Origin of the sequence: Limnohabitans sp. (genome assembly GCF_040401495.1) — a bacterium.
Classification (GTDB): Bacteria; Pseudomonadota; Gammaproteobacteria; order Burkholderiales; family Burkholderiaceae_C; genus Limnohabitans.
The window spans coordinates 1-15,874 of the sequence record NZ_JBBAOI010000025.1; the positions used below are offsets into that span (position 1 = coordinate 1).

Sequence of the window (15,874 nt, forward strand, 5' to 3'; positions counted from 1 at the left end):
ACTAAGTCAATGACAGAACGACGAGGTTGAGCATGGAGAAATTGTGAAACATAACCGATTTCGCGACCGCGAAGTGCAATTACTTCGGCATCTGGGAGTTGAGCAATGTCGACCCATTCGTCATTCGCCAAACGAAATTTTACGGAGCCTGCAGTAATTGAGTAGGTACGGTAAATGAGTCGAAGGAGAGTGGATTTTCCTGCTCCAGAAGAACCAGCAAGCGAGACATGTTCACCTGGGTGCACAACAAATGAAGCATCTTCCAATGCCGTGACCGTGCGGCCGTCAATGTTGTGGAGCGTGAATGACTTCGAGACATTCCGAACATCAAGAATCGGAAGCGTCTTATTCATTGTCATCGTCATGTCCGTGCCGCCGCAACAAGTTTTTGGCTATACGGGTGATGTGGGTCTTCAAGCAGTTGATCGGTTAATGCATCTTCCACCACACGACCGTGCTGCATGACTAAACAACGCTCAGTGAGCATCTCAATCACGCCAAAGTCGTGTGAAACAACAATTGCCGCTACTTGCAACTCTTCGAGGAGTTGACGAATCAAGTCGAGTACACCTGATGCAACGCTTGCATCAAGCCCAGTTGTTGGCTCGTCCAGCAAGAGAATCGGTGGCTTGTTTGCCAGGGCGCGAGCGATTTGAACGCGCTGGCGCATGCCACCAGAGAAATTCCGAACAATGTCGTCCATTCGATCAAGCGGAACTTCAGTGCGAGCCAGTAATTCACGTGCACGGTCTCTGATTGCGCCGAAGTTTCTCCATCCGGCGGCAGTCAACGGGTCTGCAATGTTTCCGCCAGCTGTGACGCCTAGGGCTAACCCCTCTGCAGGGTCTTGGTACACAACCGACAATGTGTTGATACGTAGTTGGCGTCGTGCAGACGGGTCAAGTTCCAAGATATTTACATTGCCGTCTTCAAATGGTGTCAACCGGACATCTCCAGTAGATGCTGCAACATCACCCGCGATACAGCGAAGAACTGTTGATTTGCCAGAACCTGATTCACCAACGATGCCAAGCGCCTCACCGGCTGCAACGTCGAAGTTGACACCCCACGCAGCAACAATGGAAGCAGTGACATGGTCACGTGCGGTTCCGTGTTCTGGTCCGGTTCGGTCGATCATGGCAGGGTCAAAGTTGCCGTAATACTTACCCAAATTGCGTACTTGAATGATGGGTGATGGTACATGTATTGATGTCATGTGTTCCTCTGTCTACGACACCAAGCGGTATCACTGCATGACCAAGATTCCTGTTTGCCAGGCATCTCTACTAAGAACGAATCGCTTGAACCGCACAATCGGCACGTGGCGCCATCGGCAGATTCCACTTCAAAGGGAACGTCTTCAAATGTCAACGGCTCTACATCGGTGTACGGGGGAATTGCGTACACACGCTTTTCGCGTCCGGCACCAAACAGAGTGAGAAATTTTGATTGGTGAAGACGTGGAATATCCCACCGGGGGATTGGTGTCGTTGCAACGATGTATCGACTAGCAACCAAACATGGATACCCCGTTGATTGTGTGATGACACCATTGCGTACCTTGTCTTCATACAAACTCACCCACATGCGTGAGTAGTCAGCCTCAGCATGCATGCGTGCAAGTTCACGAATGTCACGTTCAATTCCACGAAGCGGCTCTGGAACAGGAACTTGAAGAATCAGAATGTGGTTTTCGTTCATGTCGTCTTCAGGAATGCGATGGCGGCTCTGAATCAGAGTGGCCTCGTCAACTTCTGTGGTCTCGTCAATTCCGGTTGACATGGTGACCAACCGACGAAGGTTGACAGCGTTGACGCCTTCGTCATCACCTTGGTCAATTACTTTCACTGCGTCGTCAGCACCAACACAGGCGAGTGTGACTTGCAAGCCACCTGAACCCCATCCGCGTGCAACGGGCATCTCACGAGATCCGAAGGGGACTTGATAACCAGGAATGCACACAGCTTGCAAGAGCGCACGCCGAATCTCGCGCTTTGATTCTTCGTCAAGCAGGGCAAATGTCTCAGTTGTTCGGTGACCAACTAGTTCAGCGATGGTTGTCGGTAATGAATTCACTGTTGCTTCCAGAGTCATTTCAGTTCTTCCCATCAGCAACTCGTCGTACTGCAACTTTTCGTTCAACCATTGAGCGGAAAGTCACGTAGTGAGGCAATTTGAGATGCTCAAGAAAGCCAGCGGAATCAAGCCCATCTGTTGTCATTAACAGAGATTGCTCAAGTCCGGATTTTGCCCCGTCTCGGTAGCAAGCAATGTCTAGATTCGCCATTGCAATTGCTTTTCTTTCGTTGTGTCCAAAACAAAATCCGTAACCAACATCGAAGCGTGTTCGGTCTTCTTCACTTCCGTTCAAATCTTCAATAGCTTCCACTTCTGTTGCACGGAAACTTCCGATGTTCACGCTTCCACCGGTCATCGGATGACGAACATTGATAGGCAACTTTCCATGACGAACTTCACCCAGTGTGACTTCATGCAAGTAGCCATCAGGGCCAAGAATGTTGCGATACCACTGGTTAACTAGTGCGCCAGTCTCTGCTCTAGCCATCGATGACAGAAGCGCTGATCGCGGTGCAGGAGGTTTAGCCGGGGTACGTGTGATGTCAAAAGGTTCAGGGTCGTCTGTACGTCTGCGGTCAACAAGTAGATCCATGTCACGCAACACATCGCTCATGCGGCTATTGCTGGGGCGAGTCTTTAGAGCAGTATCAAGCGTGGTCGTTGAATCACTTGCATCGACAATGTCGCGATCAGTGGTTGTCAACATGCGTGCTGTGTAATCGGTACTACGCCCAAGTATTTGCGGGCCGCCTGGTTCACGAAACGCTGGCACAACACGACGCACCAACTGAATGTCATTTGCATGCACAGGTATGGCTGTATCTAATCTGCCTAGGGTTGATTTATACGCACGTAACAAGTGAACTGCTTCAATCAAGTCACCCTCACCTTGGCGAAGTGCCATGGCTGCAAGTTCAGGTGCCCATAAACCAGATTCGCCCATCACGCGGTCAACAAGCAATCGCAAGCGTCCAGTGAATTGATCAAGTTCGATTCGTTCACTCGGGTCTAGATCTCGTAAGCGACGCACCAAATTTTCTGCGGTGAGAATTGCGTTTAAGCCTCCTCGAGCTGCTGCATAACCCATTAGGACACTCCTTTGCTCCACGATGGACCAGCACTGATTCGGCTGGTTCGTGGTATTCCAAAAAAAGACCCGTCAACTCCAATGATCCACATGTCAAGGCCTCGTGGAGCTGTCCAATCACGACGAAGGAGAAATTCCAATTCACCCGTGGTCGCTCCATCACAAGAGACATGATTTGTTGTTTCTACTCCTGGACCCCTGACATGCAGAGTGGCGGTTGACTCTGTAGCAGAAGTAAAGATTCCGTTTACCTGCACTGATACTTGTGCTGCAGTGTCTGGACGCATTGGCGTGCCAAGGCAGAACCCCATTGGAAGTAGATCAATGCGAGAGTCACACACACCGACATACGCCGCTACTGCAGGTTCCACGATGCGTCCTGATGTCGCACGAGCAATCAGGTGCTCGCGTGAAGAATCACCCGAAACAAGTGAAAATGGGGTGTCGTAACCGAGTAACGCAAGTAGGGGAACTTCAACAACTGGAATACGAGCGACCAGTTCGGCTGGCAGGTGGAAAACTTTCCCTGGCTGGGAAAGCGCATCAAGAAGAAGCCGAAAAATGGTTTGTGATTCGTGAAGATCAAGGAACCGTGCGCTGAGTTCAGCAGCTTCAATTTGTGTATCTGACATCAGTCAAGTTCCTCAAAATCAATAATTGTTTCTCGAATTTCCGCCCATTCGCGTTGCTCTGTGCGGTCCAATTCCAGTTGGGTATACGAAATCAACTCCGCAAGTTCCGGCACACCTTCTAACCCGACACGCGCGATATGCGCATCAGCTACTGCTGCAGCAACGGCCGCATTTGCATCACCGCCGAGCCGCATGGCCCATCCGAGTGTTCCGGTGACTGATACTTCTGCAACAGTTATCAGTGCGTCGCCGACAATGAATCGTTCTTCGCAAATAGGTTCGCGAACTTGCATTTGGATCGTTCCGGTTGATGGAGGACGAATCATCTCAATATTCGCAATAGTCCCACGGGCAATCAGTGAATTAATCAATGTTTCCAGGGCAACAGCATCACTGTTTGCGAGAGATGAACAGATGTCTTCTCGAGACATCGAGGAAGATGAAGTGTCAATCACATTTGGAAATTATCGCTGTCTTCCGAACGAAATCTTTCCTTCGGACGGCGTCCAGGTGAAGAGTAAGTGAACGCAAGAGTTTGTTGAATTTGGTTTGTTGTCCAGAGCAAATTCACGACACCAAGCGTTCATTCAAAAATTGCTTAAAAGTTAACGAGTCGTTCCTTTGACGCAATCACGGTTGTCTATCTTTTCTCCCTAATGAAGCGCATATCAAAATTCCCTAAAGCGGTAGCAGCCATCTCACTGGTTGCTCTCGTCCTCCCATTAACCATGTCTCACACTGCATCAGCTGGCACCACCACTGGCATGGGGCTCAACTACCTCGGCCGTTGGGTCAGCGGTAGCGGAATCGGTGGAGCTGAGATTTCAGCATACGACCCAGCGACCCAGCGAATTTTCGTGACCAATGGTGCAACGAATCAAATTGACATCGTTGACATCTCTGATCCGACGTACCCACAAAAAGTGAAGTCAATCGACCTCGCAGCCAAGGGTGTTATTGGCATTCAGAGTGTCGCTGCAAAAGATGGTCTCGTGGCAATCGCCACATCTGTGGTGACCACGCAGTCAAATGGAAAGATCTTCTTCGCCGACACAAACGGCAAATTGGTGAAGGGCACAGAGAGCGGTATCGAAGTCGGAGCACTTCCTGACCATGTCTCATTCTCACCAGATGGCCGTTACCTTGTTTCTGCAAATGAAGGAGAACCAGCGTCATATTGCTTGACCGACGGAAAGCTACCGACAACTACTGACCCGTATGGCTCAATCTCGTTCATTGATGTTTCAGGTTCTGTTCCATCTGCAGCAACGACGCTCAACTTTGAGGCGTACAACGATCGCGCTGGCGCACTTACGTTCCAGGGGGGACGTGTTTTTGGTCCGAACGCAACGACTGCACAAGACCTTGAGCCGGAGTACATCACGTTCTCAGCGGACAGCAAATATGCATATGTCACTTTGCAAGAGAACAACTCAATTGCAACAATTGACGTAGCTACGAAGTCAATTCTCGAGATAAGCGGTCTTGGATACAAGAAGCATTCAGAAGCCGGTAAGGGCCTTGACGCAATCGCTGACGGCAAGGCAACTGTTGCTACACAGACCGTGCAGGGCATGTACCAGCCAGACGCAATCGCAAGTCTCAAAGGTGCCGATGGTACCAATTACGTAGTGACAGCCAATGAGGGAGATGCACGCTCGTACGCATGCCTTCTTGGAGGAACTTCAACCACGACGCTTGAGTCTGAAGATTCGAAAATTTCTTCAATTTACGATTCCACGGACGCTGGCATCACAGCAGTGAAGGATGCAGTCGGTTCCCTGGTAGTTACACCGTTTGCTCCAGCAACTGCACGTGCTATTGCGATCACTTCAAGCACAAAAGTCAAGACTGCTTACTCATTTGGTGCTCGTTCTTTCTCTGTGTGGCGTCCAGCAAATGTTGACGGCGTCGACACAATGGACCAAGTCTGGGACTCAGGAGATTTGCTTGAGACCATTACTGCTCAGTTGAACCCAGCTGGTTACAACAGTGACTGGAACACCACCAATGGCGGACCAAATGCCCTCGAATCTCGTTCAACCAAAAAGGGACCTGAGGTAGAAGGCGTTGCAGTAGGAACTGCATACGGAACACAGTGGATTGTTGTAGGAATGGAACGCGATGGCGGCATCGCATTGTTCGATGGAAACGACCCACTCAAGCCTGTGTTTGTTGATTACATCAACACATCAGTTCGTGAAGGAAACCTCATTGCGGGCAAGGCAATGTCTACTGCTGGTGACGTTTCACCAGAAGGAATCATGTTCGTCTCGCCAGAGGACAGCCCAACAGGTTCAGCACTGGTCGTTGTTTCATACGAGCTTTCAGGAACCGTCGGTATCTATGAGATTCCTAGCAAATTGCCAACAGCGCCTCGTTCAGTAAAAGCTACGGCGACCGCGGGCAAGATTGCATTGTCATTCAAGGCTCCTGCAGCACTGGGATGGAAGGGCGCGGTTACCGGTTACATGGCATCGTGCACCTCACCTAAGGGCAAGCTTTCCAAAACCGGAACCTCAACAAAGATCTCGATCACTGTGCCGGCGGCCAAGCGCAATGCAGCATTCAAGTGCACAATCACCCCAACTTCAGTCGACGGAAATGGCGCGAAATCATCAGTGGTTTCAGTCAAGTCGAAATAATCGTTACACCTAACACCCTTAACACAGGAGAAATATCATCATGAAAAAATCAATGAAGGCAGTGGTCGCCACAGTTTTCGCACTCACTTCTACATTCGCAATGACTTCAACTGCTGGTGCATCTGCTCCTTCAGTAAAGATCAATGACAAATGCACGAAGCTTCAGTACGGAAAAACCACAAAGACTGGAACAACAAGTTTCAAGTGCACATTCAGCTCAAAGACCAAGAAGTACACGTGGACAAAAGTTGCTGCTCTTGCAACAACTGCTCCAGCAATTGATTTGGCCAAGCTTGATAAGACCGGCTGGCCAACAAAGTTCATCGTTGGCGGCGTTCCAGCTGAGAACGTAACAACAATGCAAACAAAGTGGGACGGACTTATCCAGTTGTTCAAGGATGAACTGGGAATGCCTGTTGAGTTTTACGCTGGTACTTCGTATGCCGGAGTAATCGAGGCTTCAATCGCTAAGAAAGTTGACATGGTTGCATGGGGCGCAATGTCCTACATCGTGTCCAAACTGAATGGTGCAAGGATTGAACCGCTCGGCATCACAAAATATGTTGATGGAACCACTTCGTATACTTCGAAATTGGTCGTTCCAACTGGAAGCACAATCACAAGCATTGCTGGTCTTAAGGGTAAGACAGTGTGCTTCGTATCTTCAACTTCAACATCTGGAAACTTGATTCCAACAGAAGCAATCCTTTCCGCTGGACTCAAGTTGAGTGATCTGACTCAGTCCTTCAAGGGCTCACATGACAACTCAATTCTCGGACTTGGAGCTGGTCAGTGTGACGCAGCCTTCGCCCAGGAAGCGACAGTTGCCGCCATTGGAACTGGAACGTTTGCAGCAATGAACAAAGCCGATTACAAGACAATTTGGGAATCAAGTCCGATTCCTAATGGTCCATTCACAATCAGCTCATTGCTTCCTGCTTCATTCCGTGCAGCAGTAAAAAACATCTTGTTGACCAAACTCAACAAGGAATACTTCACTTCAAAGGGTTACAACGGTTGCACATCGGTCGCAACTTGCATCATCGTGGAAGATAAGAACACAACATCATTCATCTCTGTTACTGATGCGTTCTACGACACAATTCGCAAGGTATGCGAAGCAACTAAGTCAACCGCCTGCAAAGCGTAACAATGTCACCACATTTAGAAGTGGTAGCTAATGAGAGCGTCGCGACAATTACCGTCGCGGCGCTCTCGAAGCGTTTCCCCAACGGCACACTTGCAGTAGACGATGTGTCTTTTACGGTTCCTGAGGGCCAAGTCGTTGGCCTGCTTGGTTTGTCCGGTTCGGGAAAGTCAACATTGATGCGTCTCATCAATGGACTCCACACCCCAACATCTGGCACGGTAAACGCACTTGGTGTTGATGTTGGTCTTGCTAAGCCCGCAGAACTCAGAGAGCTTCGACGCCACATGGGATTCATCTTTCAGCAGTTTGGTCTTGTCGGGCGTGCTACATGTCTTGAGAATGTGTTGATCGGCTCACTTGGGCGACTTCGTGGACCACGCCTCGGCCTTCGTACATATCCGAAGGCTCTGCGCGTTCTCGCGCTTGAACGCCTTGATCGTGTTGGTTTGGGTGCTCAGGCTTTCCAGAGGGCCGAGACTTTGTCTGGTGGCCAAATGCAGCGTGTTGCTATCGCGCGCAGTTTGATGCAGGAACCGAAAGTGCTTCTTGCTGACGAACCGGTTGCCTCCTTAGACCCTGAATCATCCAATCAAGTTCTTGATTTGATTTCAACAATCGCTCGTGAAGACGGCATGACAGTGTTGTGCAGTCTTCACCAGGTGGAATTGGCAATTGGTCGAACAGATCGCCTTATCGGACTTCGTGACGGGAAAATCGTTCTTGATCAGATGACGACCGGAATTGATCCTGCCGTTGTGATGGATCTGTACCGTCGTCATGGCACGTCGGATGTGGTGCGCGAAGCGACATACGCGTGAATTCAACCGTGCAGGCGCGGCGAACTACACCTGCGCTGACTCCTCTCTACTTTCTTAAGATTGCATCGGTCCTTGCAGGGTTTGTCGCGGTCTGGTGGGCGTGGAACAGATTAAACATGTCTGTTCTCTCCTTTTTTGATGACTTGCAGAATGTCGTCAACCTTTTCAAGCGGATGTACCCGCCAAATTTCTCAGACACTGACCGCATCATCTCGTTAACGCTAGAAACGTTATGGATAGCTCTACTCGGAACATTCGGAGCTGTAGTTCTGAGCTACCCGTTAGCTATTGGTGCAGCTGCAAATACCACGAAACACCCAATCATTCGATTCGTTTGTCGCAGCATCATCACGCTGTCTCGCGCTGTGCCAGAACTAATCCTTGCAGCCATTTTCGTGGTGGCGTATGGCCCAGGTCCGTTTTGCGGAATTCTTGCGCTTGCTATTCACTCAATCGGCATGATTGGAAAGTTGTTCTCAGACTCCATCGAAGAAGCAAACGAAGTGTCAGGCGATGCTGTGACATCTGTTGGTGCAACTCGTCGTCAACGTATCCGGTCTGCCGTGATACCTCAAGCGTTGCCCTCTTTTATTGCTACAGCGCTATTTCGCCTTGAAATTAACATTCGCGGGTCAGCAGTGCTCGGCCTCGTGGGTGCTGGCGGAATTGGCCAACTCATCTCCGAGTCATTAGAAACTATTCAGTACAAGCCAGCGTTGGCCGCTGTTGCTGTTGTATTCGTCGTCATCCTCATTGTTGAAGTTGTGTCGACGTCAATTCGTCAATCTCTCATTGGCGAGGCAGCAACCCAGCAGCAGAACAAGCAGCGCGGGTGGTTATCGACTTTTATCAATCGTCGCGATGCATCGCTCAATAAAGCTGCATATGAGAAGCGTTCAATTACGCCGCCATGGACTACTGAGCGAGTCTTCCGCTCTTCCGCCTTTGTATTTTTTGCTGTCTTATTATTCTTCGCAATTTCCACCGTCAACATTGAATGGGGCTACGTAGTTCAGAACACTCACAAGATGGGGACAGTTTTGCGTCAAATGTTTCCTCCAGGTGCCGGGGGAGAGTCATCGCTGTTGATCAAGGGTCTCGTCGAATCGCTCGCTATTTCGATTGTGTCCACATTCCTCGGGGTATTGGTGGCGTTGCCGCTTGGTGTCTTAATGGCGCGCAATATCAACGTGCGCGGATTCTTTTCGTTAGGCACACGAATTGGAGTACTGGCACTCCGCGGAATTCCTGAGTTAATCATTGCCGTAATTTTTGTGAGTGCGATGGGGCTTGGCCCCGTTCCGGGAACACTTGCACTTAGTGTGACAGTTGCAGTATTTGCTGCGAAACTCTTTGCTGACAGTCTTGAAGAAGTGAACCCAGCTCCTCGCGAGGCCGTGACTGCTGTTGGGGCATCGAAAATCCAAGAGTTCTTTTCAGCTGTGGTTCCCCAATTCATCTCGCCATTCGTATCGAACTTGTTCTACTTGCTTGACGTCTTCTTCAGGTCGTCGACCGTGTTGGGAATTGTCGGAGGTGGTGGAATTGGTTATCTGCTGATTCAGTCAATCAAGGTGTACCAATTCAAGATCACCATGGCAATCGTGATTTCGATCTATCTGATCGTGCTCGTCATTGAATGGCTGGGCCTCGGAATGCGCCGCCTCTTCAAATAGTCAGCCGGTTGTTACCGCAGCGAATTAATCATCAGCCCAAGAAGGCCGACTGTCACAAGCTGTGACGACATGATTGCGGTGAACATCTTCCAGCTTTGATTGCGAAACCCGCGCTCCATCGTTGCTGTGAGCTCGAGATTGGTGGTCTCAACGGAGTGTTTCACTTCCATGATTGACCTCTCTAGATCGGTTCTTGATTTCGTAATCATTTGTTCAAGATCCGTGCGGGTAGCGATTGCGCTGAACTCAATGTCGTGCTTGGTCGCGATGCGCAATTCGTCGAGGTCTCGTTTGGTTGCGAATTCGGTCCAAGTGATTGGCGGTAGCTGCTCCATAAGAATGTCAGCCTCCTCCGTGCCAATGACTTCACAAAGGCGGGCATGTAGCCGCCGCTTGTTTTGTTCTGTAAAAGCCAAAGTAGCCCCCTTAGTTGGTATCTGCAAACGATGTGTGCCCCCGGCGAACCGCTTTGGCAGTGGGTTTTAGAACGCATCTGATTATTTGACGCAGGGGTGTTACCCGCGGGTAAGTTAGAGCCATGGCTGATTTCTCCCTCTCCCTCAATGAAGACCAACTCCAGATCAAAGACTGGATTCACCAGTTCGCTGTTGACGTAATGCGCCCAAACGCGCACGAATGGGATGAGCGTGAAGAGTTCCCATGGCCAATCGTGCAAGAAGCCGCAAAGAACGGTTTGTACGGTCTTGATTTCCTCATGAGCGCAATGGCAGATCCAACCGGACTTACCATGCCAGTGGCTATTGAAGAAATGTTCTGGGGCGATGCTGGTCTCGGCATGGCAATCATGGGTTCTGGTCTTGCAGCTGCAGGAATTTCTGGCAACGGAACTCCAGAGCAGATGATGGAGTGGGTGCCACAGTGTTACGGCACACCAGACGATGTGAAGCTTGGTGCGTTCTGTGTGTCAGAACCAGATGCAGGCTCTGACGTTTCTTCATTGCGCACACGCGCCGTCTACGACGAAGCAACTGACGAATGGGTAATCAACGGAACAAAGGCATGGATCACTAACGGTGGAATTGCAAACATTCACGTTGTTGTGGCAGCAGTTGATCCAGAACTTAAAGGTCGTGGCCAAGCATCATTCGTGATTCCGCCAAACACTAAGGGTTTGTCGATGGGGCAGAAGTACAAGAAGCACGGTATTAAGGCATCGCACACTTCAGAAGTTGTTCTTGACGATGTTCGCGTTCCTGGTCGTTGCCTTCTTGGCGGCAAAGAAAAGCTTGATGCGAAAATTGCGCGTGCTCGCGAAGGCGGACATTCCGCTGGTGCACAGCCTGCAATGAAAACTTTCGAAGCAACTCGTCCGGCAGTTGGTGCGCAAGCACTTGGTGTTGCACGTGCTGCCTATGAATACGCACTCGATTACGCCAAAGAGCGCGTTGCTTTCGGCAAGCCAATCATTATGAACCAATCCATTGCATTCAAACTTGCAAACATGGCCACTGAAATTGATGCGTCACGCCTTCTGATTTGGCGTGCATCATGGTTGTCGAAGAATGGCGGCTTCAAGAACGCTGAAGGTTCAATGAGTAAGTACAAGGCATCTGAAACTGCAGTTCGTGTTACTGAAGAAGCAATTCAGATTCTTGGTGGCTATGGCTACACACGCGAATACCCAGTCGAGCGCTGGCACCGTGACGCAAAGATTCACACCATCTTTGAGGGAACTTCAGAGATTCAGCAGCTGGTGATTGCTCGTGCAATCTCCGGCCTGCGCATCGAGTAATTCGAATTGCTCAACTGGCGTCATCTTGAGATGACGCATCAACACTGAGACGACGCAGTGGGCCTGTAAAACCAACGAGCAATGTGACAACAATAAACAGAGCGCCGATCACAAATAGAAGCGGTGCAATCGACACCGATTGAACAATAAGTGTCCTGGACCCCGTTTGTCGGTCCACCTTTTATGAGGGTAACACACGGTTTTCGGCCCACCATTTAGTGGCGAACTCGACCGGGGTCAGATAGGAAAGCGCACTGTGCGGGCGGTAATGGTTGTAGTTGTTGCGGTGTTCTTCAAGCATGAAACGGATTTCCCACATCGAATCAAACACCTCGCGGGTCAATAGTTCGTCTCTGAGTCTCGAGTTGAACGACTCAATTCGACCGTTCTGCCAGGGCGAACCCGGGTCACAATAGTTGGCCTTGATGTTTTGTTCTTTGCACCAGTCACGCAAAGTGTCAGCAATGAACTCTGGTCCGTTGTCCATACGCAGAAACTGTGGTGCGCCACGATGTTCGCGTATCTGATCAAGAACAGCCATCGTGCCTGCTGCAGTGATCCGGCGTGCTGCGTTCGTGGCTAACGCTTCACGAGTGAACTCGTCAGTCACATTCAAGATTTTGACTGGTCGTCCGTCAGCTGTTTCATCAAACTGAAAATCGATTGCCCACACTTGATTCGGATATGTGCCCCGAACAACAATCGGCTGACGGGCAATCTTGGGTTTGCGACGTTTAGGGCGTTGCACATGCAGGTCCTCAAGACGCCATAAGCGTTGCACCCGTTTACGATTCACCGCGAACCCGTCACGCAACAACATCACATGGACACGCCGATAGCCATAACGAGGATATTTCACTGCTAACGCCCGGATCCGTTGCCGCAAACACGCTTCTTGAGGGCTGCGAACATGTTCGTGGCGTTGTGTGCTGCGATGCTGATGGACAACTACACACGCTCTTCTTTGAGACACCCCGAACTCATCAACAAGAGCCAACACAGCCACCCGTTTCTGGTTCGGGGTCACCATTTTCCCTTAGCAACCATCCTCAACATGTCGTTATCAAGTTCCTTCTCGGCAAGAAGACGTTTCAACCGGGCGTTTTCTTGTTCCAAAGTTTTGAGTCGTGCCACATCATCAGGTCGCATCGCCCCATATTGGCTTCGCCACCGCTGATACGTCTGATGTGATATCTCCAAATGTCGCATCACTTCAGCCAGCGGTATGTTCTCCGCCAACAACCGGTCCGCTTCACGCAGCTTGCGAACGATCTGCTCAGGTGTGTGTCTAGTCCGTTTCATATCCATCCTCCCAACCCCATTCTTACGGGATTACTTGTCTCATAGGAGATGGACCTATTTCATTTGGTTGATGGCCAAGAGCAAAAAGACCGAGACATGATTCTCTCGATAAGCCCACCAGGAATGTCGATTCTCGACTGGGTCTACGAGTACGACGCTCTCACCGTCGCTGTCTAGTTACACGGCGGGGATTAGTTGAGACATCTCAACTAATCGGCTGTCAAGAAGTGCAGCATGACGCACTTTTGCGATCTCGCGATACTTTGCGTTGTCAAGTTTGTCGATGAAATGTTGGCGAGTGGGATAGCGCACAAGAATTGCAAGGTCCCAATCTTCGTCGCCGATGATGGTGTTCTTTGGTAATCCCATCCAGATGGGCTCGCTTCCAAACTTCACGCCTTCAGAATCATTCAGTTCTCCGTATCGACGGAATGCTTGCCCGCCAGTCATGCCGTCAACTCCATAGCCATCAAGGGCAATGTCTCGAAACTTCAATAGGTTCAGCATGACGATTGATTCAGTGGGGTCAAGTGCGCGCATCGCGTCAATAGCTGCGTCGTTTGCTTCAATATGTTGCATTTGGCAACTGTATAGCTAAAAGATCACTCCACGCACACACAGAATGCCAATAACCAAGACAGCTACCCCAAGCAGTTTCGAAACCGCTGTGGAAGGCCACTCTTTGCTGTCACGTGCAAACCAATCAGTGATGCCAAGTGCGATACCGGGAACACTCAAGAATACGAATGCATATAGAACGGTATTTGGTGAATCGCCGTATCGATCATTGATCAACATTCCCCACCACAAGGAAACAAATAGCATTACAACGACTCGGAATAAGTTGCGTGGCAGGAATCGATGAAGGCGCGGCAGATTAGGGAATTGATCTGCAAACTTGCCGATAACTTTCGGAATGAAAAACATAGCGCCACCAACCCAAAGTGCCCAGTTATTCCCAATAAAGGTTGCTGCTACAAATAAGAACATTGCAGTGCGGATCATGAGCGAAGTGAATGGCTGCATCGGCATGACTTCACGGAATTCTTCAACCTCAACAGTTCGTAATCGCTGTGGTGCGTAGGCGCGGGCAACGTTTTCAAGTATCCATCGTGACGCAATGGCGATAAGGACAATTAACTGTATGAGATCTGTTCGGTCTGAGTGCAACGGCTTGTATGTGGTCAATGATGGAAGCGCGCCGAACATGCCTCCAGTGGCCCATGCTCCGAAGAGAGCACTAAGCACGAAATCCACAAGTCGATTCCAACCGATCTGTTCTTCGCTTGAATCACGCCGGAACGGTCGTGTGGCCGCCGCTACGAGAGGTGGTGCGAATGAAAAGACTGCGATGCCAAGAAATCCTCGAACTGAATCGATTGAAGTGAATCCGCCACCGAGTAAGAGAGTTATGCCGAAGCTGAGTGCAAACAGCATTCCTGCAAACGCGTCGATTACTCCGATAATGCAAATTGCGACTACTAATTCGAGAGAAGGAATCATAACGATGAAGTTCGTATTGAAAGCACTTGCGATTCCCATTGCAACAGCTGCCAGTGGCAGTAAGAGCCACATGAAGCCGAGCAACGTGCGCGCGTATGCGCCGTCGTCGGCGACACGAGCAATCATTGGTGAGATTCGATCAAAAGAAGAAGCGATCTTGTTGAGAAGTGTGTCAATCCTTTCAAAACGAGGAGTTCGCAATCGGTCTTCGCGCACTTCATTTGAATGAATTCCATATTCCGCACCAACTGAGGATATTTCTCCTCCTGCTTCTTCGCGTTCAACACTGTCACCACTTGGTGAGTCATTAATCGCCGAATCATTTGGCGTATTCGTGGGTGCTGCATCGTCTGAGTTTTTGCGAGAGACTGCCAAAAGCGCAAGAGCAGATGCCAACAGTGCAATCGTTGCTGAGTTACTCATTGGTGGTGCAGGTGGTGGAGTCTTGCTTGTTGATGATTGCGCGACTGCAGGCACGACCACTTCGGGTGTTGGAATTATCTCTACTGCAACTTCAACAACACGCAACGTGCCATCAGGTGCAATGCCATTCAATTGTGCAGTGTGATCCCCGGGGGGTACTGCATCGCCTATGGAGTATTCCTCAGTGAAGTTTCCATTGGCATCTACTCGCAACTCACCCAGTTTTGTCGGAGTTGAAAAGAGCCATGTCGATGCAGGTGTAAATGGTTTCAGTCCGCCACCGGCAATGGTGATGAAGTCATTGGCCTCAAAGATCGGCATACCGCGAGTGTTCAAGCGCAAGGTGACTGAAGATTTAACTTTTGCGCCGATCTTGATAACTAGGCCTTCACTCGTAGTGATGGTGAGCGACGTCGCACCCTTATCAACTTTGACCCAACCGTCTTTAGGCATGCCAGCAATTGCTGTAACACCCTCAACCTTTTTATCTATCCCAGACGTGTCATTGGGAATAAGAGAATTGGGGAGTGTGGTTGTTGTTGTCGGCACGACAGTTGTCGTGGTTGTCGGCGCGATTGTATTGATTGGTGCGATTGCGATGGTCGTGGTTGTAGGCGCAACTGTTGTAGTTGTCGGCGCAATGGTTGATGAAGTGGTCGTAGTGGTTGGTGCGATGGTTGTTGAAGTCGTCGTGGTTGTTGGCGCAACTGTTGTGGTTGTTGGTGCGACAGTTGTGGAAGTTGTTGTCGTCGTTGTCGGCACGACAGTTGTCGTGGTTGTCGGCGCGATTGTATTGATTGGTGCGA

The 15,874-nt window shown here is 50.0% G+C and carries 17 protein-coding genes; 7 read left to right on the forward strand and 10 right to left on the reverse strand.

What is annotated here, in order from left to right; all coding sequences use genetic code 11:
* The 6 genes from AC9UEO_RS11840 to AC9UEO_RS11865 form a co-directional block, all read right to left on the reverse strand.
* On the reverse strand, window positions 1-365 hold a 365-nt coding region (locus AC9UEO_RS11840; protein WP_509533672.1), incomplete at its 3' end, for an ATP-binding cassette domain-containing protein.
* Window positions 362-1,216 (reverse strand): ATP-binding cassette domain-containing protein, encoded by an 855-nt coding sequence (locus AC9UEO_RS11845; protein ID WP_509533675.1) that lies wholly within the window; start codon window positions 1,214-1,216, stop codon window positions 362-364. The genes AC9UEO_RS11840 and AC9UEO_RS11845, both read right to left, overlap by 4 nt.
* The gene (locus tag AC9UEO_RS11850) at window positions 1,213-2,142 is read right to left on the reverse strand and encodes an alpha-D-ribose 1-methylphosphonate 5-phosphate C-P-lyase PhnJ (protein WP_509533678.1); all 930 of its coding nucleotides are present in this window, start codon (window positions 2,140-2,142) and stop codon (window positions 1,213-1,215) included. The genes AC9UEO_RS11845 and AC9UEO_RS11850 overlap by 4 nt, the downstream gene beginning before the upstream one ends.
* Window positions 2,096-3,166, reverse strand: coding sequence for a carbon-phosphorus lyase complex subunit PhnI (locus AC9UEO_RS11855; protein ID WP_509533681.1), 1,071 nt, complete (start codon window positions 3,164-3,166; stop codon window positions 2,096-2,098). Before AC9UEO_RS11855 ends, AC9UEO_RS11850 begins: the two co-directional genes overlap by 47 nt.
* The gene (locus AC9UEO_RS11860; protein ID WP_509533683.1) at window positions 3,166-3,798 is read right to left on the reverse strand and encodes a phosphonate C-P lyase system protein PhnH; all 633 of its coding nucleotides are present in this window, start codon (window positions 3,796-3,798) and stop codon (window positions 3,166-3,168) included. Before AC9UEO_RS11860 ends, AC9UEO_RS11855 begins: the two co-directional genes overlap by 1 nt.
* Complete coding sequence (locus tag AC9UEO_RS11865) at window positions 3,798-4,253, reverse strand: phosphonate C-P lyase system protein PhnG (protein WP_509533686.1); 456 nt, start codon at window positions 4,251-4,253, stop codon at window positions 3,798-3,800. The genes AC9UEO_RS11860 and AC9UEO_RS11865 overlap by 1 nt, the downstream gene beginning before the upstream one ends.
* Before the next feature lie 201 nt (window positions 4,254-4,454).
* On the opposite strand from AC9UEO_RS11865, the gene AC9UEO_RS11870 reads away from it, so the two are divergent.
* From AC9UEO_RS11870 to phnE, 4 genes are read left to right on the forward strand one after another with little or no spacing between them, the layout of a single operon-like run.
* Window positions 4,455-6,443 carry a choice-of-anchor I family protein gene (locus tag AC9UEO_RS11870; protein ID WP_509533689.1) on the forward strand — a complete coding sequence of 663 codons (1,989 nt, stop codon included), beginning with the start codon at window positions 4,455-4,457 and terminating at the stop codon, window positions 6,441-6,443.
* Between the two features lie 40 nt (window positions 6,444-6,483).
* Window positions 6,484-7,593: a phosphate/phosphite/phosphonate ABC transporter substrate-binding protein gene (locus AC9UEO_RS11875; protein WP_509533692.1), complete on the forward strand. Its 1,110-nt coding sequence runs from the start codon at window positions 6,484-6,486 to the stop codon at window positions 7,591-7,593.
* Window positions 7,594-7,595: 2 nt separating this feature from the next.
* Complete coding sequence (phnC, locus tag AC9UEO_RS11880) at window positions 7,596-8,411, forward strand: phosphonate ABC transporter ATP-binding protein (RefSeq protein WP_509533695.1); 816 nt, start codon at window positions 7,596-7,598, stop codon at window positions 8,409-8,411.
* An 8-nt stretch (window positions 8,412-8,419) separates the two neighbouring features.
* Complete coding sequence (gene phnE / locus AC9UEO_RS11885; RefSeq protein WP_509533746.1) at window positions 8,420-10,087, forward strand: phosphonate ABC transporter, permease protein PhnE; 1,668 nt, start codon at window positions 8,420-8,422, stop codon at window positions 10,085-10,087.
* An 11-nt stretch (window positions 10,088-10,098) separates the two neighbouring features.
* Here phnE and AC9UEO_RS11890 read toward each other — a convergent pair whose 3' ends face one another.
* On the reverse strand, window positions 10,099-10,503 hold the full coding sequence (locus AC9UEO_RS11890; protein ID WP_509533698.1) for a hypothetical protein: 405 nt from the start codon (window positions 10,501-10,503) through the stop codon (window positions 10,099-10,101).
* A 122-nt stretch (window positions 10,504-10,625) separates the two neighbouring features.
* On the opposite strand from AC9UEO_RS11890, the gene AC9UEO_RS11895 reads away from it, so the two are divergent.
* On the forward strand, window positions 10,626-11,840 hold the full coding sequence (locus AC9UEO_RS11895; RefSeq protein WP_509533701.1) for an acyl-CoA dehydrogenase family protein: 1,215 nt from the start codon (window positions 10,626-10,628) through the stop codon (window positions 11,838-11,840).
* Between the two features lie 181 nt (window positions 11,841-12,021).
* On the opposite strand, the gene AC9UEO_RS11900 is transcribed toward AC9UEO_RS11895, so the two are convergent.
* Window positions 12,022-13,148, reverse strand: a protein-coding gene (locus AC9UEO_RS11900) for an IS3 family transposase (protein WP_509533704.1) whose coding sequence is annotated in 2 segments (ribosomal slippage) — window positions 12,022-12,878 and window positions 12,878-13,148 — 1,128 coding nt in all. Because the reading frame shifts where the segments join, the coding sequence is not laid out codon by codon here.
* Between the two features lie 42 nt (window positions 13,149-13,190).
* Here AC9UEO_RS11900 and AC9UEO_RS11905 point away from each other — a divergent pair.
* On the forward strand, window positions 13,191-13,319 hold the full coding sequence (locus AC9UEO_RS11905; protein WP_509533706.1) for a hypothetical protein: 129 nt from the start codon (window positions 13,191-13,193) through the stop codon (window positions 13,317-13,319).
* On the opposite strand, the gene AC9UEO_RS11910 is transcribed toward AC9UEO_RS11905, so the two are convergent.
* Window positions 13,320-13,721, reverse strand: a complete 402-nt coding sequence (locus AC9UEO_RS11910; RefSeq protein WP_509533709.1) for a DUF1330 domain-containing protein — start codon at window positions 13,719-13,721, stop codon at window positions 13,320-13,322.
* A 15-nt stretch (window positions 13,722-13,736) separates the two neighbouring features.
* Window positions 13,737-15,521, reverse strand: a complete 1,785-nt coding sequence (locus tag AC9UEO_RS11915; protein ID WP_509533712.1) for a hypothetical protein — start codon at window positions 15,519-15,521, stop codon at window positions 13,737-13,739.
* Here AC9UEO_RS11915 and AC9UEO_RS11920 point away from each other — a divergent pair.
* Window positions 15,520-15,874, forward strand: a 355-nt coding sequence (locus AC9UEO_RS11920) for a hypothetical protein (RefSeq protein WP_509533715.1), incomplete at its 3' end; no start/stop codon positions are given. The two genes, AC9UEO_RS11915 and AC9UEO_RS11920, sit on opposite strands and share 2 nt — an antisense overlap.